The organism is Spirosoma oryzicola, from assembly GCF_021233055.1.
In the GTDB taxonomy this organism is placed as follows: Bacteria; Bacteroidota; Bacteroidia; order Cytophagales; family Spirosomataceae; genus Spirosoma; species Spirosoma oryzicola.
Genome location: NZ_CP089543.1, coordinates 73,154 through 95,420 on the forward strand (window position 1 = coordinate 73,154; position 22,267 = coordinate 95,420).

The following is a 22,267-nucleotide window of genomic DNA, read 5'->3' on the forward strand; positions in this document are numbered from 1 at the left end:
GGGATTTAGTGGTCGTTGACGTTGAGCTGATCATATTCCAAAGTTCGACCATTCAACTTCCCTCACCTATGATTGAAAACCTGATAGCCATGATGGGCATCAGCTAACGTACTGACCGATGTCAGCTCATAAGCTGATAGGAATCAGTATGTCAGTGTTTCAGCCGGGTAAGCCGATCAATATCCAGTAATGTAATCTGACTGCCTGAAAGCTCCAGCATCTCTTCGGCCCGTAAATCACTCAATACCCGGATCACGGTTTCGGAAGAAGCCCCTACTAATTGAGACCAGTTCTCACGCGATAACGTCATGGATAAGGAGCGATTACCACTCGACGGTTCGTTGGGGGGCAGCTTTGTGGGCATACGCTTCGATTCATGGGCCACGGAATAAAAGGTACGATGAACTAGCAGCAAAGCCTCCGCAACCCGTTTCCGAACGGGTTGGTAAGCCAGTTTAAGTAAGCGTTCGTCGCGTTGATTCAATTCAATCGCTAGCAGACGCATGAAGTAAGCGCCTATATCGAGGTGATTAGCTACGAATGCCAGAAATTCAGCTTTGGGAAGGGTACAGATTTCCGCATCCAGTAGCACTTCGGCCGATTCGCCATGAGGGTTGCTTAGTATCAAACCCGGCAAGCCGACAAAATCACCCTCACCTGATAAAGTGGTGATGAAGGCATTGCCGGAAGCATCGGTTTTAAAATGCTTTACCTGGCCACTCCGAATATAAAAAAGATTTATCGGCGCATCCCCCTCTGTGAACAGAACTTGTTTCTTCGTGTAGCGAAGGGAAGAATAAGGTATTCCATCCGCATGCCGAAACGCGTCCAGAAAATCGGATAGCCCTGGCTGATCGACACCCTGTCCTGTTTGCTCAGCTTTTTTCAGTCGAAGTTCGACAGCCGCTAGCAGGTCAATGTCGTCGATTGGCTTGGTCAGATAGTCATCGGCACCCAGGTTCATGCCATTACGGACGTGGGCAGGGTCAACTTTTGCCGTCAGAAAAATAAAAGGTATCCGGGCGGTAGCTGGATCTTTGGTCAGAATATGTAAGACGCCATAACCATCCAGCCCGGGCATCAGGATATCGCATAAAATCAAATCAGGTCTGGCCGATCGGGCAAACTCAACGCCTTGCCTGCCATCAATAGCCTGAACAACATGGTACCGGGCCATTTGCAACATCTCGGCAATGTTTTCACGGACTTCCTGTTTGTCTTCGATGACCAAAATGGTTTTCATGCTAGCTAGTTTGTTAAAGGCAGTTGAACCGTGAAGGTAGTTCCCTGGCCTACCTGGCTCGTAAAGGTTATTGATCCCCCCATCAATTCCGCATAGCGTTTAGCCAAGTATAGTCCCAGGCCTGTACCCTGAATGGGCACGGCGTTACGAGCACGAAAAAAATGACTAAATAGCTTGTCTTTATCCGCATCAGGAATACCAATACCCTGATCGGAGACCGTAAAGATAGCGTGGTTGTGTTGAGTAGCGCTAACCAACTGAATATCTGTATCCTCAGCAGAATATCTGCTCGCATTGATTAGTAGATTAATCAGGATATTTTTGAGAAGCTGACCATCCAGATTAAGCCATAAAGGCCCTGTTTGCGGAAGGTAATGAAACAGCTGCCTGGGTTTTGCCATGGTCTCCACACTGGTGATCGCTTCCTGACAAAGAGCGGTAATCTCCATCGGCAGGGCATTAGACCCTACGGCATTCTGATCGATCTGACTGATGCTCAGAAAATCATTGAGCATACTGGTTAAACTATTTACTGCGGCTTTAATGCGTTGTATATGGCGCTCCCGATTAGCGCCCTCCTCAGGAGCGCTATACCGGCTAATAAGCGAAGCTGAAGACAAAATGGTCATCATCGGGGTGCGAAACTCATGGGAGGCCAGTGTAATAAAGTTTGATTTCAATTCATTCAGCTCGCGCTCCCGAACGAGCAGCTTGCTTTGTTCTGCTTCGACATGACGATGCCTCGCAACCACATCCTGCGCTTGCTGCAGGGCGGATTGGACAAGATCCAGTTCCTGCCTGCAGTCGGCTACCTGCTGAAGCAGTTGCTGATAAGTCTGTTCGAGTTGAGATATGTGCCGATTCTCTTCGTTATCACCCCCGATTTGTTCTGTGTTTAGGTCGTTCATCGTTGCTATTAATATAGGAAGCTTTTCAGGCGAAGCGAATCCAATCGACTGTGACACGAATGGTAAACGGAGAGAAGGGGTACGTATGTTTAAGGCAAACCGACATTACTTAATCCACGCAGGTAAGCATAAAGCGATCAACGTATCTAAATTTAACGATATACAAGTTAAATAAAAAGGCTACATAATCGGTAACCACTAGTTGGCATCAGTTAACCTCAAGTGTGATACACTTAACACATTTGGCTTAGGATTGATCCTTATTGTGTCTGCCCATTCATCAACGTGATGAGCTTTGCACAAATAGCCTCTCGGGTCAACACTTTTCAGGACGGGTCATTGTAAAAATCGTTCACGAAAACCTCCGAATTAATGATACACAAATTGCACATCGTCTCACTTAGGAGCGTTTAAAGATACACCAGAAGATGGCCTGATAGGGGGTTGTTACCAACTGTGCATTAATAGTATGTCGTATATGGTAGAGCAAGGACAGAAGAATAAAACGCCCCGAGGGGCATTTTACGCTTAGCTTCTTGAAAAGAGGCAAACTATACGCTTAATGCCATATCATTAAGTCAATTATAAATCCTAATAGAATGGCCGAGATTGTGAAACTGATCATACCCAATAGGTAGGCCGAGAAGGCTTTTGCATAATTGAAAACTCGATCTCTTCCGAAAAAATCACCGATTGCCCAAGAACAATAGCCAACACCGATCACCCCACCTATAGCCATTAGTTTTGCTCCTGTCAAACCTTGAAGTAAAGCAAACAAGGAATAGATCAACATACTAATTCCCATCACAAAGCAAAGAAGGATCAGTAGTTCAAATAAGTTGTAAGAGCGTTTTCTAAAAAATAATGTTAACCAAAGGGCAATGAATATCCCCATCATAATATTTGCATACCCATAATGAGATTGTATCCATTTGAAAATTTTAACCGGTGTCGCCAACTCACCTCCTTCAAAATTTATGTACTGATCGTCAATGTGAAAAAAGTTGATAGAAAGCGAGTAGATCAAAGAAGTGATGATAACGAAAATAACGGGTTTGACCAGTCGGCTTCTGTTCTCAGAAAGGTAGTTTCTTACGTTTTGTCCCGGATTAAGTACAAGCTCTTTAACGGTAAACAAAATACCCCGTTCAACATGCAGAATGTGTTCAATTTCGTGGAGAATGTAATGCCCGTCAATTCGCTTGAGACTTGCCGGTTGCCCACATTCTGGACAAAATCTTGAGTTTATTTCGGTGTTACAGTTATTACAGTTCATTCTGAATGTACAGGGGCTCGTCTTCCAATCGTTCAGTTATCCGTAGTAATCAGTACGCTGAGTCTACCGTTTAGTGCAATCGTTAGTGCGTTTTTGTGGTAGTCAACCGGCTTGCCAGATCACTTGAGGAGTAGGTACTTGCTGATAAAAGTAAGGAAATGCGGGTACTCAATCAATCCTCGGGAGAACAAGTCGGCTAACTTTGACCAAGCAGCTTGGGGTTTAGAAAGCCGTAAGGCACCGTCTGCTTCATTCACTTTACCATTAACTTCTCCAACCAAGCAGATTAAATGCCTCACTAAGGAGCTTTTTGTGAGACGATATAAATCACAGGCTACTAAAGCCAGTTAGCATATCGGCTCGCTGTTTTCGCTGACGACCCACTAAAGCTTAAAAGCTGCTCTTTTCCCCGTAAGGTTGGCTGGTTTAGCCTCACAATGATTTATTATCCACATCCTGGCCCGCTTCCAGTCAGGAGCGGACAGACCTGTACGTTTTCGGACAATTAAACTACTGTCATACAGCGTAAATTATTGACAGTAGGACAATTACACTTGTGGCATCTAATTTGTTTAGCAAATAATAAGAAAATACAAGTGACACTCAAACCACTATGAGCAGAACGTATTTAGGCGAATTTGAAGAACTCGTCCTGTTGACCGTAGCCATCCTGAATGGTGTAGCCTATGGACTCAATATCGCCGAAGAACTCAAGCAACGAACCGATCGCTCCATTAACCTCAGCGGGGTGCATGTAGCCCTCTACCGGCTGGAAGAAAAAGGCTTCGTCAAATCGGAGCTGGGGGGGGCGACGGCCGCTCGCGGAGGACGCCGTAAGCGGCTTTTCTCAATTACGGCTTATGGTAAACGCACCCTGGACGAGCTGCGGCAGGTCCGCAATGGCTTGTGGGAAGCTATACCTAACCTGTCCTTCTCCTAGATATGGCCCAACCTCCCCATAACCCATTACCGCCCGCCTGGGCGGATCGGCTGCTCCGATTGATCTGTCCCGCCGAGCTACAGGAAGAACTACTCGGCGACTTGCATGAGCAGTTTAAAGAGCATGTGGCCCAGCTGGGTGAATCGACGGCTCAACGACGCTACATCTGGGAAGTCATTCGCTTCTGCCGACCCTATTTCATTAGCCGTCAACTGCAACTGGCCGATTTAAACCCGTATTCATCCTTGTTTTTTCTCCGTCCGAGTATGCTCAGCAGTTACCTCAAAATCGCCTGGCGAAATCTGTGGAAACACAAATTGTTTTCCTTCATTAACGTATTCGGACTGGCGTCAGGACTAACCGTTTGCCTATTAGCGATGGCCAGCATCAAAGGAGCCTTTGACCTTGACAGCTTCCACGCCCATGCCGACCGAACCTATCGGATTCTGACCGATGTCGTCCGTTTAAACAACGACGTATCGCCGTTTGCTACCTCACCGATGCCCCTGGCAGCCGCCCTGAAAAAACAGTATGACTTTGTGGACCAAGTTACCCGGGTTGTGCCTACCCGTAACGAGTTTTTGGGCAACCACAAACGGCTCACCATGAAAGCGTACGCGGTGGATACGGCGTTCTTCCAAATCTTCAATTACCCGCTGGCTAAAGGCCTGCCCCCTACCCAACCCAACACGGTCGTGCTGACACCCCAAACGGCCGGAAAGTTTTTCGGTTCCGGCAATCCGATCGGCCAAACGCTATACAACCCCGGGTTGGGAACCTTTACCGTAACGGGCGTGCTGGCTAAACCACCCACCAAATCCCACCTGGTATTCGATATGCTGATGTCATGGCGCGTGTCTGACCAATCCCGGGCGGCCTATGCCGACTGGCAGCCGTATACGATTGGGTATACCTATGTTATGCTGAAGCCCGGCACACCCCTCCAATCGCTCGAAAAAGTGCTTCCGACGGTGCACAGCCGGGCGACACGTGATTTACAGTTTAAAGACATCAAAGGCTATAGCTTTCGTACCCAGCGGCTCGATCACCTCTCCCCCAGTCGCGAAGAGTTGAGCTTGGGGACCCACGAACCCAGCTTGGCGGGGCTATTGGTCGAGTTTGGCGTAGGCTTAGTGACCTTGTTGATGGCCGCCTTCAACTACATTAATCTGACGCTGGCCCGCTCGCTGAGCCGCGCCCGCGAAGTGGGTATTAGAAAAGTAGCGGGGGCATTGCGTTCGCAATTGATTGGGCAGTTTATGGCCGAATCGGTCGTGTTGTCGCTGCTGGCGCTGGGGCTGGCCTTTGGCCTACTTGAATTCATCAAACCGATGGCTTTCGTTCGGCAATGGCTCATAAGTGGCGTCCAATGGGACTGGACGATCTGGACTGCGTTTATCCTGTTTAGTATTCTGGCCGGGTTACTGGCGGGTATTGTTCCGGCTCGGATCCTATCGGGTTTTGAACCGGCGCGGGTGTTACGCAGTCAGACCGGATTACGGACCATTCGCGGCATTTCGCTCCGTAAATCGCTGATTGTGCTTCAGTTTACGATCTCGCTGATCGCTATGATCGGCCTACTGACGATGGTACGTCAGATGAACTATATGGCCACGGGCGATTACGGCTTCCGACGGGATCGTATTCTCATCCTGCCTCTCAGCGATGTTCCTGTTGAGCGATTGATGAATGAACTGGACCGGGTGGCGGGCGTTGAGCGGGTCGGCGCCACGTCCGAACTTCTGGGTTCGCACGGGGGAATGAGGCAATGGGTAAAACGCAGGCGGGCGAGCCAGGATTCGTCGGTGGCCTTTATCTCATCGGTTAACCACCAGTTCGTATCTACCCTGAATCTGACGCTGCTGGCGGGTCAGAACCTGCCCCAAGCCACAGCCGATACCTCGGGACGACTGGTGGTGATCAACGAAGAAGCCGTTAAAGCCTTGCGGTTGGGCAGCCCCCAGGAAGCCGTTGGCCAATCGGTATGGCTCAACGACACTACGGACGTATCCATTGCGGGGGTGGTAAAAGATTTCCACTTTACGTCGTTTTCCTTGGCGGTCGAGCCGTTGGTACTCCGAAGTATACCCAGCCAGTATCGCTACGTCAATATCGGGGTAGCCGCCGGGGCCGAAGCCGCCGTGCTAACCGATGTTCAACGCATCTGGAAGCAGCTTAGCCCCTACCAACCGTTTGAGGGCCAGTGGTACGAGGATTTTCTGCGGGAACGCCATTCGCACCATGAGGATACCAACTTCATGTGGCTGTTGATTGGGCTGGCATTTTCCATTGCCTGTTTAGGTCTGCTGGGCATGGTGACTTACAACACCCAAACCCGGGTCAAAGAAGTGGGCATCCGTAAAGTACTGGGTGCTGAGGTTGGTCAGCTTGTCTGGTTACTGTCTGGCGATTTTGTGCGGCTGTTGCTCATCGCCGGTGTCATGGCGTTGCCGCTGGGTTATCTGGCGGGCTACGCCTTTCTGGTGCATTTTGCGTATCGCGTCAGTATCGGTGTTGAAACGCTCGGCCTTTGTCTGGTTGTCCTGCTGGTACTGGGCAGCCTGACGATTGGCCTGCGGACCTACCGGGCTGCGCTGATGAATCCCACCGATAGTTTACGTTCGGAATAAAGTCTTGCTCCCAATACGTACATCGGAGGGCATTAAAATGGGTTGGTCATTCGAGCAAGGCATGTCCCCAAGCGGCAATACATAACGGCAAAACCACCTCTTGTCGCTCTTGGCCAAAGCTCAAATTGGTAACCAATCGGCTATACCAATGAGAAGGATAAGAGATTGTCGACCAATAAAGGCCTACTGGCAGGCCCAATAACCTGTATGACAACGACTCCAGCGATGCTTCAACTTTCGATAACCACTTTTTCACACGTTCACTCATAGCCCTATGCACTCGACTACGTTCTTTCTCCGATGTTGGCTCATTACCACCGTTGCTGTTTTGCTACTCCTCTATGACCCATTGCTCACAAAAGCCCAACCCAATGTCCATGACGCGCCGATGCTTTCGGATTCAGCCAAAGGCTATTGGCGGCTCCATACCGACTATGACAGCCGCCTGACCCGGGTCAGCTTTTATTCCCTTCAAGACCAACTGCTCTATCAGGAAACAATCAAAGATCGCTATGTGAAGCTGACCAAACGAACGATGGCCGAGTTTGACGATTTACTGGCCAGGCTAGTGGAGGGCCATTTAGTGACTGACCGGATTAAATCGTACGATCTACCACCTATTGGTCAAGAGGCACCCAGCCCACCGTTTTCCCTACCCGCATCCAAGGAGCAACTGGCTGAGTCATCGCAAGCCGGTTCTGATCAACTGGCGGTAGAGTTGATCCAGATTGAGGACAAAAAGGTAAGACTATGGTACAAGAACCTGGCTCAGCAGCCGCTCCTGATTCGCATTCAGGATGAGGTTTCACAAAATATGTACCGAGCTACCCACACCGCCGAAACCAACAGCAAGGTGTTCAATTTGAGCGGGCTTCCTGCTGGTCATTATCGGTTTAAAATCGACTGCGGGCAAACGATTGTTCAGTATAGTCTGGTCATTGCGGGGGATGAGGGCCGGATCAAACTAAACCGGCTGGCCACCCCCTCTGATCGCTCAAACCACTAAAATGCGAACTACTTATAAAACCAGTTGGTCAGTATGGTTAGGGGTAGTTGACAGGCCCTTTAAACGAACATAGTCAGGAAGTCAGTGGTTCGTGATGATTGCGGAGAATTCTCCTGGTTAGGCTGCCCACTTTTGTTTTACTTGTGGCACAGCTGCGCGCTTATTGTGGCCAGTCAGTTCATTTCATGGTCGAAGCTATGGTATTCAATGTATTGTTAGTTCTCGACCAGCCAGTTAAGAAGCAGTCGAAGAAAATGAGCGTTTTGAGAGAATTCTAACTTTGACAAACTGGCTTCGTGATCACACCTATAATACAGAAGAGCCAGTATAAATTGGCTCTTCTGTACGTACTGATTATAAGCTATTTTTACCGTTTACTGGCGACAAAAGGGGCTTGCCCAATGTAATGCTGGTCGGTAAGCTGAGTTAATAGAAAGTCGGCTAAATCAACGGCCGTAATCAGTTGACCGGGTAGATGATTAAGACTTACCTCAACGCCACCTCTAGCGGGGTCCTGGGTAATCAGAGGGACCCGTACATACGTCCAATCCAGTGAGCTTCCGGAGAGTACCTCAAACTCTAACCGACGGTTATCCATAAACAACGGAAAATGCTGTTGCATATAATCAGCGGCTTCTTGGGTCTTCTGGTCCAACGCTTCACGGCCTGTCACAAACAGACTAGTGACCACCACACAACGACGAATACCCAGCTCTTCCATACTGGTGACGAACGTCTGAGTCGCAACCGTCATCATGGGTGTAGGCTCTCCTTTGGTGTGACCCAGTGTACTTAACAAAGCGTCAGTGCCTTCCAGCAGTTGGTGGACACAAGCCCGATCACGAACATCACCATGAACAATCTCGAGCCGTTCATGGGCTAGATTAAACGCTTGAGGGTGGCGTAGCAGAAGCCGGACAGCATAACCGGCGGCCAGCGCTTGTTGGACCAAGGGGCTACCCGCTTTACCCGCCCCACCCAGAATAGCAATCGTTAATTGATTATCAGTTGTCATGCTACTAACATGCTTTTGACGGCTAGTGGGAACGGTACACTCAACCGTCAGGGTGAATTGCCTACAACAACGTCAGGATGTTAGCCAGCAGACCAATACATTCCTTACCGTGGCAACAAATTAGGAGTGAGAACCAACTACCCGCCTAAGGTGAGTTGGAGAAGTCGTTTACGTGTCAGAGGATGGACATCCTACCCTTTTTTAGAAAAAGGGGGTAAACGTAGGGGGGATATGTTAGTAGCCTGTAATGAGCCAAAATTAAAAAACTATTTTGATTAGTTGGCTATAGCGGTAAAAGGTACCTCTATCCGGGTTCAACGTTGCGGTCGGTACCGGTCAAAATTTGACTGTGTAGGGATAGTGTGAGATGCTCAATTAATCTTGCATTGAGAGCCTTTTATGGGACAATTGTTTTTTACTGATTGCCAATGCCAGGTAGTAACGTATCGTCACTTACTACCAGACTCGTATACCCAACGATTTCCTAATCTCATTGTGAAAATGTTCATGGTTGGTCGTATTGGTGTTACTTAGGCTCACAATCGTAAGATCTTCCTCTTGCAGATAAGATAACAGAGCATTCGCGCCTGCGATGCGACCGGGGCGTTCGGCTATGGTATAGGTCTTACCCTCAACAGAATATTTTCTAACCCACAACCCATACCCATAACTATCAAGCTGCGGTGAGCTAGTCAAGAGCAAGGCCAACGTAGCGGGTTTTAACAGCTTGTTAGCAAATAAGGCATTCGCAAACGTCAGCACATAGTTTACCGTCGAATACATTGCTCCGGCGGTGAAAAAGTTTTCGATATAATAGGGAATATCGTTATAGAGCTGGTTGGTTTTAGGGTTTAACGAGTAGGTGCTGGCTAGCTGTTTAATGACTCGCTGATCAATCAAAATACCAGTTTCTTTTAACTGTAGTGGGACTAAAATTCGCTCAGCCAGTACCTCGGGATACGATTGATGACAAACCTGCTCGACAATCTTTCCCAGCATTAGAAAGTCTCCATTGTTATACTCAAAATGAGTGCCTGGACTATATTTTAATGGATTGTTGTAGTACTTCAAAAGCAACTCATCAGTGGTGTAGGAATTTTGTATGTTCTCAATCCCCCGGTTCTCAATGTTGTCGATTCCGTAGCTATGATTCAACAGATGGTGGACCTTGATCTGAAATGACTTTTCATCCGTCAGGCTAGGCAAATAGGTATGAATTGGCTGGTTTAAGTCTAATTTGCCCTCTTGAACGAGTTGCATAACGATTACCGAGGTAAACAGCTTGGTAATTGAAGCAATCCGAAAGCGAGTATGTTGTTGAATAGGAATATCAAATGAGCGGTTGGCTACGCCGAACGAGTTTTGATAGATAAGTTTACCTTTTTGTTGAACCACCAAGGTGCCGCTAAATTGGTGTTCTTTTACATAAGCTTGTACTGAGCTATCTACAGATTTAGCTTGTGCAAACACGTCAAAATACGCTGTTAAGAAAAAAGGATTATGAGTAGACACGTTCGAAAGACATACATGAACATAAAAAGTGAATGTTTATTCAAATTTATGTATAACATAGTAGTATGTTATACATATTAGTAAGAATGGCGTTTTTTGGTGTTAGAAGGTAGTAGAGCTATGAAATCAATTAATTTAGTAAAGAAAACTCAGCCAAGTTACTTAGCGTCGTATGCTAGGCTATATTAGCTGTTAGCAGATAAATGCAAGAAAAAGTAAACTAAAAATCGCCGACTGTAATAAGCTCCTACTCACAATAGTCCGTCTGTCACCTTTTCAGTGCAAATGTATCAACAGCTACCAGCCAAAAATTGGATAAATGCGAACAAGGTGGAATTACTTCTTCCAAGAGAGCAAGTAGTCTACTGGGTTGAGCTGCTTAGGTATCGTTCCTGCGATAGATCGGAAGGTATTCGTAAAGTGAGCGTTTTTCAGTCATGGGTTTGTTTCGGAATATACTCCCTTGTAATCAACTATCAAACTAAGGTCATCAATGAGCAAACTTAATAATGAAACAGCCGCCGTTAAGTACACGACAATATTAGCCCGAGAAGAAAGTCCATAACACTACCAGTTGATTGACAACTAGGTTCATAACGCCATTCGTGTGGCTTCAAGCCCATTTTTAGTAGGGTGCTTCTTTCTATTGTTTACGCTTATTTAGTGTTGGGATAATATGGTTCAAGAGCACTTCGAAGGGAAGTTTGCCACGCCAGTTGCCGTAATTGCTGCCCGTAAATACGGCTGTTATGTTGTAGTCTGGGAGCCACATTAGGTATTGACCACCATTGCCCGAAGCAAACAAGACGTCGGTATTGATATCCTGATAGATCAATCGCTCTTTATACCAATAGAAACCATAGCGGGCACTTTCATACTTAGCATCAGGAATTTTGGAATAACGAACAAACGAAAAATCAATGGGTATCTGGCAACTTGTCGATGCTTCGATCCATTTCGCACTCACGATTTGTTTGCCGTTCCATCTTCCCTTGTTTTTAACCAGATTAATGATTTTGAGCATATCTGTGGGTTTCATGTAAAATGAGCCAGCAGTCATACCTTGGCCTTTGGGCGAAACGGTCCATTTATAATCGATAATACCCAACGGTTGAAACAGGTTTTTCTTAGCAAATTCCATCACACTCATACCACTCGCGCGGGCGATGATTTCTCCGACAAGCATCGGCTCGTTCGAATTATAAGACCAGTTTAGCCCCGGTTTCCTAATTAAGCTAACCCCTAAACAGTAGGCTACCCAATCTTGGGTTTTCACCATTTCGGTTTCGCATTCGGGCCCCACTTCATAAAACTCTTCGCAGTTTAATCCTGACCGCATTTCCAACAAGTTCTGAAGGCTGATGTCGCGTTTGGCTTGATCGGTCAGGTCAGGAAAGTAACGGCCCAGCTTATCATCCAGGGCTAGGATTTTTTTATCAATGGCAATGCCCGCTAACAGACTGGTTATGGATTTGAACGAGGAACGCGTGTCATGGGGCGTGTCTTTGTTGAACTCATTAAAATACTGTTCGATGATCCGTTTACCATCCTGCTCGACGAGAATAGCATCAATTCTAGCGTACGTTTTATTCGCAAATTTTTGTTTTAATTGCTCACCCAATGGTTGATCGATTGGCTGTGCATGGCAGGTTAACAACGCTAACATGGCGAGGACAAAAATTATGGTTTTCATAAATGGTAGGTGGCAAAAACTCTGATGGCGCTTAATTTATCGACCTTAGCTAATCGTAATTTTAACACAAATTCATGAACGCTCCCGTGTCTCACCTGGTAGCGTTTTCTGAGATTGATCTAAATTACCACCGAAGGAGACGGAAGTTCAAAGAAAGATTAGACGTGCAATAGCCAACGAATCAGCCAAGCAAAGAAGCAAAGGGCTCATGTCTGAACACGTAAAGCAGAGTCAACCACACAACGTTTGGCTCAATCTGTCCGGTGTTTGGCTTAGATGAACGCTGAACTTCATTTACTTTTACAGCCTGATTCAGCTAGACTATGTCCTCGGCTCCCTCTACTCAACAAGTCATTTTTGTTGTACCCCCTCAGGTCCACGTATTAGATCTGACCGGACCCGTGCAGGTATTTTACGAAGCGGTCGAGTACGGAGCACCCTATCAGTTACGCTATTGCTCCTTCCAACATCAGCTTGTCAGTTCAGCGGGCCTGCTTATGGGGCCAGTACAACCCTTTACTCAGCTGCAATTGCAGCCCGACGATCTACTCTTCATCCCGGGCATGGAAATGGAGTACATCCGGTCAACGGCCCTAAAAGCAGAGCACGGCTTCCTGACCCGGATCCGCGAGCAACACCGTAAGGGCGTAATTATATGCTCCGTTTGTACGGGGGCCTTTTTAGTGGCTCAGGCTGGCCTGCTGGATGGCCGAAAATGTACGACTCACTGGAAACGGTTAGCCGAGTTGCAAACGACGTACCCCCGAGTAATTACTCAGCCCGATCGGTTATTTGTCCAAGACAGCGGAGTCTATACCAGTGCAGGGGTTACGGCGGGGATTGACATGGCACTGGCGATTCTGGAAGAGCGGCAGGGACCCTTATTCGTCTCGAAGATAGCCCGCGAACTGGTTGTCTATTTACGCCGTGGTCCCCACCATTCGCAGAAAAGCGTTTATCTTGATTATCGCAATCACATGAACGTGGCTGTTCACCAGGTACAGGACTGGCTGATTACTCATCTGCAAACCAGGATCACCCTAGACGAGTTGGCCCAGGTGGTGGGCATGAGCACCCGTAACCTGACCCGAGCATTTCGCAAAGAGACGGGCATTTCAATTCATGACTATACTACATTACTCCGATTAGAACGGGCCCGTACCCTTCGGCATAATCCTGGTATGACCATGGAGGCTATTGCCCAGCAATGTGGTTTTCAGAATGCTCGTCAGCTGCGTCGAATCTGGCAACAGGACGCATCGACGAACAGGACCCAATCACTTATTTAAACTCAATGAACAAATCGATGAAACCTGAATTAAGTAAGCCGAAGGGTCGCACCAATAGCAAAAGCCGGGTCTCTGGCCGTTGGTGGTGTGTTTGTTTGGTGGTGATATGCGTGCTTGTTCCCCTTGAAGCGGCTTTTTGCTGTACCATATTTGTGCTGACAGATGCGAAACGGACCTTATTTTTTAATAACGAAGATTACTCGAATCCAGCCACTCGCATCTGGTTTCTACCCGCCACCAAAAACTATTATGGCTGTGCCTATCTGGGATTCAATGACGGCTGGGCGCAGGGTGGCGTCAATCAGTACGGATTGGCTTTTGACTGGGTTGCTGGCGCAAATGAAGCGTATACGCCAGCCTCAAACCTGAGAAGTCTTCAGGGTAACGCGGCCGAGCGAATGCTTGAATCCTGCAAAACAGTAAACGACGCCATCACCTTTTACCAACGCTACGCAGAACCCGGATTTGCTTCCGCCAGCATGTTGATAGCCGATAAGACGGGGGCTTCGGTCATCATTAGCGCCCAACAGGGACAACTCCATTTTAGCCAGTCTCATCAATCCAGAGGCTTTGGGTATGGTAACGAGTCGCTGAAGAAAATGCTTACCCCAACTCTCAGTCCATCGATCCAAAACGGATTGCCCATTCTAAAAGCCTGTCGGCAGGACGGTGTCTATGCCACTAAATATTCCAGTGTTTATGACCTAACCAAGGGCGATATCTTGCTGGTCTCGCCCACCGATCAGGGAGAAAGCGTAACCTTATATTTACCGGCAGAGCTGAAAAAAGGCGGCCATTATTATGACATTCCGGCGATCGGTCAGCAGCGCTCACTGCCGCTGATGCCGCTGGTTGCGGGCATGAACCGGTATTTGTGGGAAGGCTACGAACCTTTCCCGGCGGACGAGCCCGTCACAACCAGCTTAGTGCGAGAGGTGATTAGGAAAACTCAGGCCGGTACGCTTCGCCCAGCCGATTTTACGCCAGCGTTCTGGCAAGTACTGGCTCCGATTCAGAAGGATATACAGTCCCAGTTACAAAGGTTAGGTACGCTGTTATCGGTAAGACTTCTGGAGCGAAAGCAGTCATCGCGCTTATACCTGATGGATTATCAGAACGCCACGGTTCTTCAGCGCTTTGAACTTGATTCACTGAACCGTATAGCTACGATCAAGTCGGAAGCGGCGGAACTGAAAGTGAGCGTCGTACGGGAGAAATAGGGAGGTCTAATCAACCAATAAGGACTTTGGCGCGACATTATATCCGGTGCTGGGGCTTGCTTATCGAACGCGAAATAGGCTAAATCGCACAACCATTGTGGGTGCCTAAACCTAAACAAATGAACTATCTTCCTATTGTCATTGCCCTGCTATTGGTTCGTTCGGTTTGTGGGCAACCCCCATTGCCGCTCATCAAGGCAAACTCACCGAAGGTCGCTATCAACGATGGGGGCTATTTAGACAAAAATGCTTGGTCGCTTTCGCCCCGCGCCAAGCCCGATGTGTATATAGCCGGCAGAGCCAAGAAATCAAAACGGGTCACGTTTTATACCAACATAGACTCCATCAGTGTCAACCTGAAACCCGGTGCCTCGTTCGATTTCATCATTTTGCTCAATGAGAAGGATTCGTGTTACACCCGGATTAGCAGTTCAAAATTGGTTGACAGCCCGCTTAAACAAGCCCCCAATGGGCATGACACCATCCCGTTTATCCTCACTAAAGACAATGCCATTCACGTAAAAAGCATTCTAAACAACCGAGACACGCTGAACTTGCATTTCGATTTGGGGTCAATCGATTTTCGGCTGACAAAGACCGCTGTTTTGGGTAAAACAAACCTGCTGGCCAACCAACCCGATGCATTGGCGGGTCAAACGAAGCCTAACTTTAACCGCCTGGCGACGATAAACACGCTACAAATTGGCCGTCTGATTTGGCATAAACCCACCGTGGGCGTGGCTAATAATGCCGCACATGAAATGAACGGGCGATTTGGCTGGCGGGTGTTTGATAACAAAGTTGTGGAAATCGACTACGATAAAAGTCGGCTCATTGTTCATGACCGACTCCCCAAACGGCGAGCCGGGTATGTGAAATCGGACATCAAGTTTATTCAATCGTCATTCTGCGTCGAAGCAACCATCAAAACCGGTGGTAAGAAGTATGTGGGTGATTTTCTGTTCGATACGGGTTCGGACCTGGCCATGATTCTAGACAGCCTATGGATGCGTAATCAGGGGTTCCCCAGAAATCTGAAAGTCATCAAAAAGTTGACGTTTAGCGATGGCTCGGGCCGGAAATACGAGAGTTCGGTTGTCTGGGTGCCATCGCTGAGTCTCAATGGCTTTGTACTCGATATAATTCCCACATCACTGCTTGGCTACAAAAGCCCCGGTAGCTCTCAGATGAACTATTTTGGTAACGATTTGCTGAAGCGTTTCAACGTGATCATTGACTTGCAGAACGATCACATCTACTTAAAAACCAACGGTTTGGTGGGTGTTCCGTGTCTTAAACGGTCCTAAGGGTCATCTTTTCAACCGGATAAAAAAGTACCATGTATCGTCCACTCCCAGACAGTGTTAACTTACCCATAGTTAGCCTAGAGCTGGTCATGTGGCGTTCTATCGAAAAATTGTAGACGCTACATACTGTACATGTACACTCAACTGAAAGACTTCTTCGTCTCAGGTGCGAGCGTTTATGTAAGACAGTAATTTTATTAATATCTGTCCAATGTAATCTATTGCATACGGGCAAGCGAGCGTGGGTAAATGTTTTTCTGCGCCTATTGTTCTTTGCTACGCTTGGCTATTAGGATGAAGACAGCTTTCCCAGTAAGCGGTGATCAGGTTAAGCTGCCTACAAAGCTGCTCATAGGAAGTGGTCTACTGGAAAAAGCCCTGTACGGACGCCTTATAGGACTCCTCAATGGCATATCCCGAAGCGGTCGTGGTCAGAAAGATAAAAGGAATCGATCTTTGGCGCAGTCAGTCATTGTCGTTGAGCCGTCTCCTTAGCTAGAGCCCATTCATCAGGGGCATATTGATATCACACAGAATCAGAAAAGGCCGGTCCTGGGTTGTTTCCAGATCGGCCAGGACTGCTTCGCCATGGGGAAAGAAGAGAACCAAATTCGGGAGCGCTAATTGCTGGAGGGCTTGGCCGATAAGATACTGATCGTCCTCATCGTCGTCGATACACAGGATAGGTCCTGGGATGAGTATAGGTGAGCTGTGGGTTCTATTGACCCGGCGAAAGTAACCACGCTGCCCACAAAGACTAACCAAGTGGTTGTGTTTAGTCCAGATGCAGTAGCATCCGATCCACTACCTGCCTGGTCTCCGCGGTAGTAGCTCCCTTCAGGAGAAAGTCAGCCGCGCCGTCGTCGAGCAGTAGCTGCTGGTCACCCGGTGATTCACTGCCTGAGTATATGACCATCGGTACGGCCTGGTAGCCTACTTGCTGACGCAGATCAGCTTGCCAGTGGGGCACGCTATCACCTATCATCAGATCAAAGACAAACAAATGAATAGGTTGGCGTTGCCAGATCATTGAGTCCAGAAAGGTAGCTGGGGAGTCAAACCAGATCAGCTTGACCCAGGGCGCCTGGTGGCGAAAGGCGGACTGAAGCAACAAAAAGTCGTCTTCATCATCGTCGATCATGAGCACGTTTTTTGTTTCCACGGCACTAGTCAGGATAATATATACTAGACAACGTTACTGGACTATAGTTGATTATTGATGAACCATATTTCGCTTATACGGTCGTGGGATTAAGACCAAAAGCAAAATCCATTCGAGAAATAGACGCCTAAACCAGCCGTCGTGTCTCAAGTGGGGCGTTTTTATAAGATTGAGTGACCCAGCTGCTAGAGCTTAAAAATGGCCTTGCTTTGACGCCTATTCAACATCGTAAACCCAGACTAAGCGGGTAAATACACACAAAAAGTAGCGCCTTGATCCGGCTTACCACTGGCGGTGATGCCCCCCCCGTGGTTGGTCACCACTTTCTGCACGATGGCCAGGCCTACGCCCGTGCCCGCAAACTCATTCTTGCCATGCAACCGCTGAAACACCTGAAAAATCCGGTCCAGGTATTTTTCCTCAAAGCCAATCCCGTTGTCGGTTACCTCGATCAGGTGGTAGGTGGCTGCGGTACGAGGCGGTTTAACCAGAACCGGTAGCTCACTAGGCGAGATTAACCGGGCCTGGACCCTGATCTGGGGGATCACTACTGTTCCATCCCCGTCTGTGCGCCGAAACTTGAGGGCGTTACTAAGCAGGTTCTGAAAGAGCTGACCCAGCTGCAATGCATCGCCCTGAACCGTGGGCAACTCGGCCACTTCGATCTGGGCCCGGCTCTCCTCAATGACGACTGACAAGCTGTCCAGGACCAATCGGACTACCTTCCCCAGCGACACCGGATACGCCACGGCCTGACTAGTGGCGATGCGCGAGAAGGCCAGCAGGTCTTTAATTAAGCGTGACATGCGGCTGGCGGCCACCTGCATGCGGCCCAGGTACGCCAGTTCCTCCCCGCCCACCGACTCCGCCAGGCGCGTTTGCAAGAGATCCCCAAACTGCTGAATCTTGCGCAGGGGTTCTTGTAGATCGTGCGAAGCAATGTAGGCAAACTGCTCCAAGTTTTGGTTGGAACGCAGCAGATCCGTGTTGGCCTCTTCCAGGTGCGTGTTCAAAACGGCGTACTCCTGGTTACTGGCGGCTAGCTCCTGGTTGCTGGCGGCCAGTTCCTGGTTGGCCGTCGCTAGCTCGTCCGTGCGGCTTTGCACCTGCTGTTCCAGGTCGGCCGATAAGGTTCGGTAGCGAGCCTCGCTGGCACTCAGGCTCAATTCCATCCGCTTGCTGGGGTTGATGTCCGTAGCATGCACAATCACGCCCAGCACCTGACCTGTCGCGTCCCGATGGGGCGTGTAGACAATACGCAGCCAGCGGTCGGCCTGCATGCGACTGGGCGCGTGCATGTCGTACTGGGTGGGCTGACCGGCGTAGGCTTGAGCCAAGTGCGGCTCGGTTTGTTGATAAGCCGGCTCGCCGATAAATTCGCGGACGGTTTTGCCCATCACCTCGTCGCCCACCCCGAACCACTCCCGAAACACCTTATTGTAGGACTGGTAGCGCTGCTGAGCGTCCAGATAGAAGATCATGGCTGGCACGGTGTCTCTGAGCAGTTGCAGGTGCGCTTTACTCTCTTCAATTTTCTGGCGGGCCAGCACCTGGGCCGTGACATCGATGGCCACGTTGATGACGCCGTAAATCCGACCCGTCTCCTCATAGAGCGGGTTGTAGGCATGATTGAACCAGACCCGTTTGGCTTGCCCGTTCTGGATCATATCGGCCATCCCTTCCTCGTGGCGAAAGGGCTCTCCCGTCTCGAAGACGTGCTGGAGCTGGGCCAGAAAGGGCTGCCCGGCCAATTCAGGCATGGCCTGGTGCAGGGTTTTGCCGATCACCGAGGAGTCTTTCCCCCAGATCGCCAGCATCGGGGCATTGACTTGTTGAATGAGCATGTCCCGCCCCCTAAAGACGGCCGTCGCCACGGGAGTGGCCATCACCAGGTCGGCAAACCGGGCCTGGCTGCTACCCAGTTGTTGATGGGCCTGCACCAGCTGGGTCACCTCCTGGGCGATGCCCGTGAAGCGGTAAGCAATCCCTTGCTGATCAAAATAGGCTTTTCCCTGACAGTGCAACCATCTAAGCTGGCCGTCAATCGCCCCAATGGTACGAAATCGGATGTCGTAGTGACCCCCCGAGGCCGGGGTGAGCGCCCACTGGACGGCCTCATCAACCGCTTCCCGATCCTCAGGATGCATATAGGAGAGAACCTGATCATAGGGAACTAGGTCATCCTTTTGAAAACCATATAGCTCTTTGCAGCGCGCATCCCACCAGACTTGTTGCCCCGGGACATCTAGCGTCCAGGTACCAACTTGTGCGCTTTGGAGCGCCAGTCGAAGCCGTTCTAATTCGATTGCACTGTCATCTACTGGAAAATCAACCACCGGTAAATTAAAGGTCTAGAGCTGAAAACAAATTTAATCGATTTATCCAAACGGAAACCTGGCTACCGATAAATCCGATAGGAATCCTCCCTGACAACCCGCCTGCTCGACTACGCTTCCGTTTACGTTGAATCTTTTTGGTTCTCTTTGGACGTATGTATGAGGACGCAACCACTCAACGTTATGAAAACACTCATTGGCTTGTTTGACCGCTTTGACCATCTCGATACGGCGATAAACCGCTGGTTAGTGGCCCATAGCATTGCCCTTCTTCGCCTTGGTATGGGCCTGGTTTTCTTCGGGTTTGGCGTGTTAAAGTTCTTTCCCGGTATCAGCCCCATTGAAGACCTGGCCACCCGAACGACGCATATACTCACCCTGAGCGTGCTGTCGGGACAGAGTGCCATGAATTTTGTGGCAGCATTGGAATGCCTCATCGGTATCTGTTTTCTGACGGGCCGATGGCTACGGGTGGGTGTGTGGCTGATGGCCGCTCAGATGATCGGAGCGATGTCCCCCTTGCTCATCTTTCCGGGCGAGCTCTTTCCGGGCCCGCTTCATGCCCCGACCTTGGCGGCTCAGTACATCATCAAGGATATTATTCTGGTCGCTGCGGGTATGGTCATTGCCTCGACCTGGACGGGCGCCCGGATTGTTGCCCAGCCGCAGAGCCTGCGCAGTACCCTGCCCCGACGCTTGCCCAAGGTAGCGCGTGATTTTCAGTCGCTGCAACCCGCACCCGCGAGTAGGATCAGCAAAACGGCCGTCCAGTAAACTTATCCGGTAAAACAAGCGGTCTTCAGGCTGACGTCAAACCTTTCGCTATCCGATAGGTTACATGATCAATGAACGCCATTGAGTAAAACTCCCTATAAGCTGGCATGACCACGACTCCGCAGACCGAAGCCTATCTGGTATACACGCTCCAAACCGGACAAGCCTCCGCTTTTGCTACCCTGCACCGGAACTATTCATCGGCACTCTTCAACGTATTAGTTGGGTTGGTTGGCGATTACGAACGGGCAGAAGACCTGCTTCAAGATTCCTTTGTAAAGATTTGGACGCACATTCACCACTATGATCCGGCGCAGGGACGACTGTATACCTGGCTTTTGACCATCACCCGCAACGTTGCTCTAGATGAACTCAGAAGTCGAAAAGTGCACACAAAAGCCGTAAAATATATATCCCAGCGAAGTAGTGAATTGACCCAGCCCGTGGTCAACACCGGGCTGGTCAATGGATCTGTTTTCGCGCTACTGCCACCCAAACAGCGTCAAATCATGGAATTGCTCTACCAGAAGGGCTGGACCCTACTGGAAATCGCCAAAAAACTCAAGTTGCCCTTAGGAACCGTCAAAACGCGGGTGCGGATGGCGATTCAGACCCTTAAACAATTTTTCCACCAGGATATTTGTCTGTATCGGTAGAGCAATGGGGATCTAACGATTTCCATGGTAGTTTTACCAGACCTTCCTCTTTTTAAACGTACCTAAAAACCTGCTGGCCCAAAGCCGGTAGGTCTTAACGCCCACCAGCGGGGTGGCTGACAATGGGCGTATCCTTGTCTTTGCCAGACACGTTTCGCTCTTCTGGGCTTTGTCCTGCTTTTTCTCAAACCGGCTGACGCTGGTAGAAACAACTTATTCGCCAGGTCAGCAAAACGGCCCTGACCGTTTTAAGCGATCACCCCAAGGCAAATCAAGCAGGTAAGTAGACACAAAAGGTAGCTCCCTGAGCCAGCTCGCTACGCGCCGTGATGCCACCCCCATGATTTTCCACCACCCGCTGACAGATGGCCAACCCCACACCGCTTCCCGGGTATTGATGCCGGCCATGTAGCCGCTGAAAGACCTGAAAGATACGGTCCAGAAACTTGGTGTCGAAGCCCACTCCCTGATCCCGCACACTGATCTGGTGATAAAAGGGAACCTGATTCGATGGACGTACCTCGCTGGGGAGCTCATCGAGGGAGCGGTGAAGGATTTGCACTAACAGTGGAGCAATGGGAACAGCTACTATCTGAGGCCAAGGTTTTCTTAATTAAAGCAATCAAAGACGAAGATGATCTTCAAAATTTTATTTCCAAATAAAGTACAAACCGTTGGCTAATAACTAAATTGTATCTTTCCAAGACCTGTTGCATAATTTACAATATGTAATGTGAATTAACCTTTATAGGGGTCGTATAACCTTGAGGGGACAATCATAAAAAAACACAACTGGTGTTAGTTGTCAACACACTGAAAATAGCTTGCTCCTGTTGACTTGCCAAGCGAATCTGCTAGTGAGAGCCCCTGACTTCTAATGACTAATTGATTTAAAGCACTCTGATCAATTTGAGTCCAAGAACAACGTGGACCACTGCCCGGATCAGCTTCTATTTTGATCGTTTGCTCAGTCTTGCTATACCAAAGAATATGCTGCAACGTGAGATCTGGACCTGCTACCGGATTTGACTGGGTGAAAGTGTATCTAACTTTTTCATACTTGCTATTTGACAGCTCACCGTAACGATCAGCTAAATAAGCCAGTGCCTTGTGTTCCGCACTAGAACGGCTTGTGAACTTGCCTAAATTGTAATCCGGGCCGATAGCTGCAATATCACAGCCGGGTAGGCTAATGGTTATCAATAAGGCTGTAACGATTGAGTAAGAAAAGCGCATAACTGTTGAGTTGATTGTTTAGATAGGAGACTCATTCGTCCGTAAATGGTTGGAATGAATCCGT

At 48.9% G+C, this 22,267-nt stretch carries 20 protein-coding genes and 1 pseudogene; 9 read left to right on the forward strand and 12 right to left on the reverse strand.

What is annotated here, in order from left to right; genetic code table 11:
* Positions 1–151: 151 nt before the first annotated feature.
* The 3 genes from LQ777_RS28105 to LQ777_RS28115 all read right to left on the reverse strand — a co-directional run bounded on the left by LQ777_RS28105 (position 152) and on the right by LQ777_RS28115 (position 3,427).
* The gene (locus LQ777_RS28105) at positions 152–1,243 is read right to left on the reverse strand and encodes a response regulator (protein WP_232563788.1); all 1,092 of its coding nucleotides are present in this window, start codon (positions 1,241–1,243) and stop codon (positions 152–154) included.
* Positions 1,244–1,248: 5 nt separating this feature from the next.
* Positions 1,249–2,151 carry a sensor histidine kinase gene (locus tag LQ777_RS28110; protein ID WP_232563789.1) on the reverse strand — a complete coding sequence of 301 codons (903 nt, stop codon included), beginning with the start codon at positions 2,149–2,151 and terminating at the stop codon, positions 1,249–1,251.
* Between the two features lie 559 nt (positions 2,152–2,710).
* Positions 2,711–3,427, reverse strand: a complete 717-nt coding sequence (locus tag LQ777_RS28115) for a DUF3667 domain-containing protein (RefSeq protein WP_232563790.1) — start codon at positions 3,425–3,427, stop codon at positions 2,711–2,713.
* A 613-nt stretch (positions 3,428–4,040) separates the two neighbouring features.
* Between LQ777_RS28115 and LQ777_RS28120 the strand changes: the two genes are divergently transcribed.
* The 3 genes from LQ777_RS28120 (at position 4,041) to LQ777_RS28130 (ending at position 8,003) form a co-directional block, all read left to right on the forward strand.
* The gene (locus LQ777_RS28120) at positions 4,041–4,367 is read left to right on the forward strand and encodes a PadR family transcriptional regulator (protein WP_232563791.1); all 327 of its coding nucleotides are present in this window, start codon (positions 4,041–4,043) and stop codon (positions 4,365–4,367) included.
* A 2-nt stretch (positions 4,368–4,369) separates the two neighbouring features.
* On the forward strand, positions 4,370–6,997 hold the full coding sequence (locus LQ777_RS28125) for an ABC transporter permease (RefSeq protein WP_232563792.1): 2,628 nt from the start codon (positions 4,370–4,372) through the stop codon (positions 6,995–6,997).
* A 274-nt stretch (positions 6,998–7,271) separates the two neighbouring features.
* Positions 7,272–8,003: a hypothetical protein gene (locus LQ777_RS28130; RefSeq protein WP_232563793.1), complete on the forward strand. Its 732-nt coding sequence runs from the start codon at positions 7,272–7,274 to the stop codon at positions 8,001–8,003.
* A gap of 367 nt (positions 8,004–8,370) precedes the next feature.
* Here LQ777_RS28130 and LQ777_RS28135 read toward each other — a convergent pair whose 3' ends face one another.
* The 3 genes from LQ777_RS28135 to LQ777_RS28145 all read right to left on the reverse strand — a co-directional run bounded on the left by LQ777_RS28135 (position 8,371) and on the right by LQ777_RS28145 (position 12,223).
* Positions 8,371–9,018 carry an NAD(P)-dependent oxidoreductase gene (locus tag LQ777_RS28135; protein WP_232563794.1) on the reverse strand — a complete coding sequence of 216 codons (648 nt, stop codon included), beginning with the start codon at positions 9,016–9,018 and terminating at the stop codon, positions 8,371–8,373.
* A 456-nt stretch (positions 9,019–9,474) separates the two neighbouring features.
* The gene (locus LQ777_RS28140; protein WP_232563795.1) at positions 9,475–10,530 is read right to left on the reverse strand and encodes a serine hydrolase domain-containing protein; all 1,056 of its coding nucleotides are present in this window, start codon (positions 10,528–10,530) and stop codon (positions 9,475–9,477) included.
* A 643-nt stretch (positions 10,531–11,173) separates the two neighbouring features.
* Complete coding sequence (locus LQ777_RS28145; protein ID WP_232563796.1) at positions 11,174–12,223, reverse strand: serine hydrolase domain-containing protein; 1,050 nt, start codon at positions 12,221–12,223, stop codon at positions 11,174–11,176.
* 323 nt (positions 12,224–12,546) lie between these two features.
* On the opposite strand from LQ777_RS28145, the gene LQ777_RS28150 reads away from it, so the two are divergent.
* From LQ777_RS28150 to LQ777_RS28165, 4 genes are all read left to right on the forward strand, one after another.
* Positions 12,547–13,512: a GlxA family transcriptional regulator gene (locus LQ777_RS28150; RefSeq protein ID WP_232563797.1), complete on the forward strand. Its 966-nt coding sequence runs from the start codon at positions 12,547–12,549 to the stop codon at positions 13,510–13,512.
* Positions 13,513–13,529: 17 nt separating this feature from the next.
* On the forward strand, positions 13,530–14,732 hold the full coding sequence (locus LQ777_RS28155; protein WP_232563798.1) for a carcinine hydrolase/isopenicillin-N N-acyltransferase family protein: 1,203 nt from the start codon (positions 13,530–13,532) through the stop codon (positions 14,730–14,732).
* 119 nt (positions 14,733–14,851) lie between these two features.
* Positions 14,852–16,039 carry a hypothetical protein gene (locus LQ777_RS28160; protein WP_232563799.1) on the forward strand — a complete coding sequence of 396 codons (1,188 nt, stop codon included), beginning with the start codon at positions 14,852–14,854 and terminating at the stop codon, positions 16,037–16,039.
* A 294-nt stretch (positions 16,040–16,333) separates the two neighbouring features.
* Positions 16,334–16,534 (forward strand): hypothetical protein, encoded by a 201-nt coding sequence (locus tag LQ777_RS28165; protein WP_232563800.1) that lies wholly within the window; start codon positions 16,334–16,336, stop codon positions 16,532–16,534.
* Here the strand turns inward: LQ777_RS28165 and LQ777_RS28170 are convergent, their stop codons facing one another.
* From LQ777_RS28170 to LQ777_RS28185, 4 genes and pseudogenes are all read right to left on the reverse strand, one after another.
* Positions 16,535–16,804, reverse strand: coding sequence for a response regulator (locus LQ777_RS28170; protein WP_232563801.1), 270 nt, complete (start codon positions 16,802–16,804; stop codon positions 16,535–16,537).
* A gap of 10 nt (positions 16,805–16,814) precedes the next feature.
* Positions 16,815–17,201, reverse strand: a complete 387-nt coding sequence (locus tag LQ777_RS28175) for a hypothetical protein (RefSeq protein WP_232563802.1) — start codon at positions 17,199–17,201, stop codon at positions 16,815–16,817.
* A 239-nt stretch (positions 17,202–17,440) separates the two neighbouring features.
* Positions 17,441–19,045, reverse strand: a complete 1,605-nt coding sequence (locus LQ777_RS28180) for a PAS domain-containing sensor histidine kinase (protein ID WP_232563805.1) — start codon at positions 19,043–19,045, stop codon at positions 17,441–17,443.
* A gap of 135 nt (positions 19,046–19,180) precedes the next feature.
* Positions 19,181–19,537: pseudogene (locus LQ777_RS28185) on the reverse strand (PAS domain-containing protein); the annotation flags it as partial.
* 183 nt (positions 19,538–19,720) lie between these two features.
* On the opposite strand from LQ777_RS28185, the gene LQ777_RS28190 reads away from it, so the two are divergent.
* Together LQ777_RS28190 and LQ777_RS28195 are read left to right on the forward strand one after the other, a co-directional pair.
* Complete coding sequence (locus tag LQ777_RS28190; RefSeq protein ID WP_232563640.1) at positions 19,721–20,311, forward strand: DoxX family membrane protein; 591 nt, start codon at positions 19,721–19,723, stop codon at positions 20,309–20,311.
* A 107-nt stretch (positions 20,312–20,418) separates the two neighbouring features.
* Entirely contained in the window at positions 20,419–20,967 is a 549-nt protein-coding gene (locus LQ777_RS28195) for an RNA polymerase sigma factor (RefSeq protein WP_232563641.1), read from the forward strand.
* A 271-nt stretch (positions 20,968–21,238) separates the two neighbouring features.
* On the opposite strand, the gene LQ777_RS28200 is transcribed toward LQ777_RS28195, so the two are convergent.
* On the reverse strand, positions 21,239–21,529 hold the full coding sequence (locus LQ777_RS28200) for a sensor histidine kinase (protein ID WP_232563642.1): 291 nt from the start codon (positions 21,527–21,529) through the stop codon (positions 21,239–21,241).
* A 236-nt stretch (positions 21,530–21,765) separates the two neighbouring features.
* Complete coding sequence (locus LQ777_RS28205; RefSeq protein ID WP_232563643.1) at positions 21,766–22,203, reverse strand: hypothetical protein; 438 nt, start codon at positions 22,201–22,203, stop codon at positions 21,766–21,768.
* Positions 22,204–22,267: the final 64 nt, after the last annotated feature.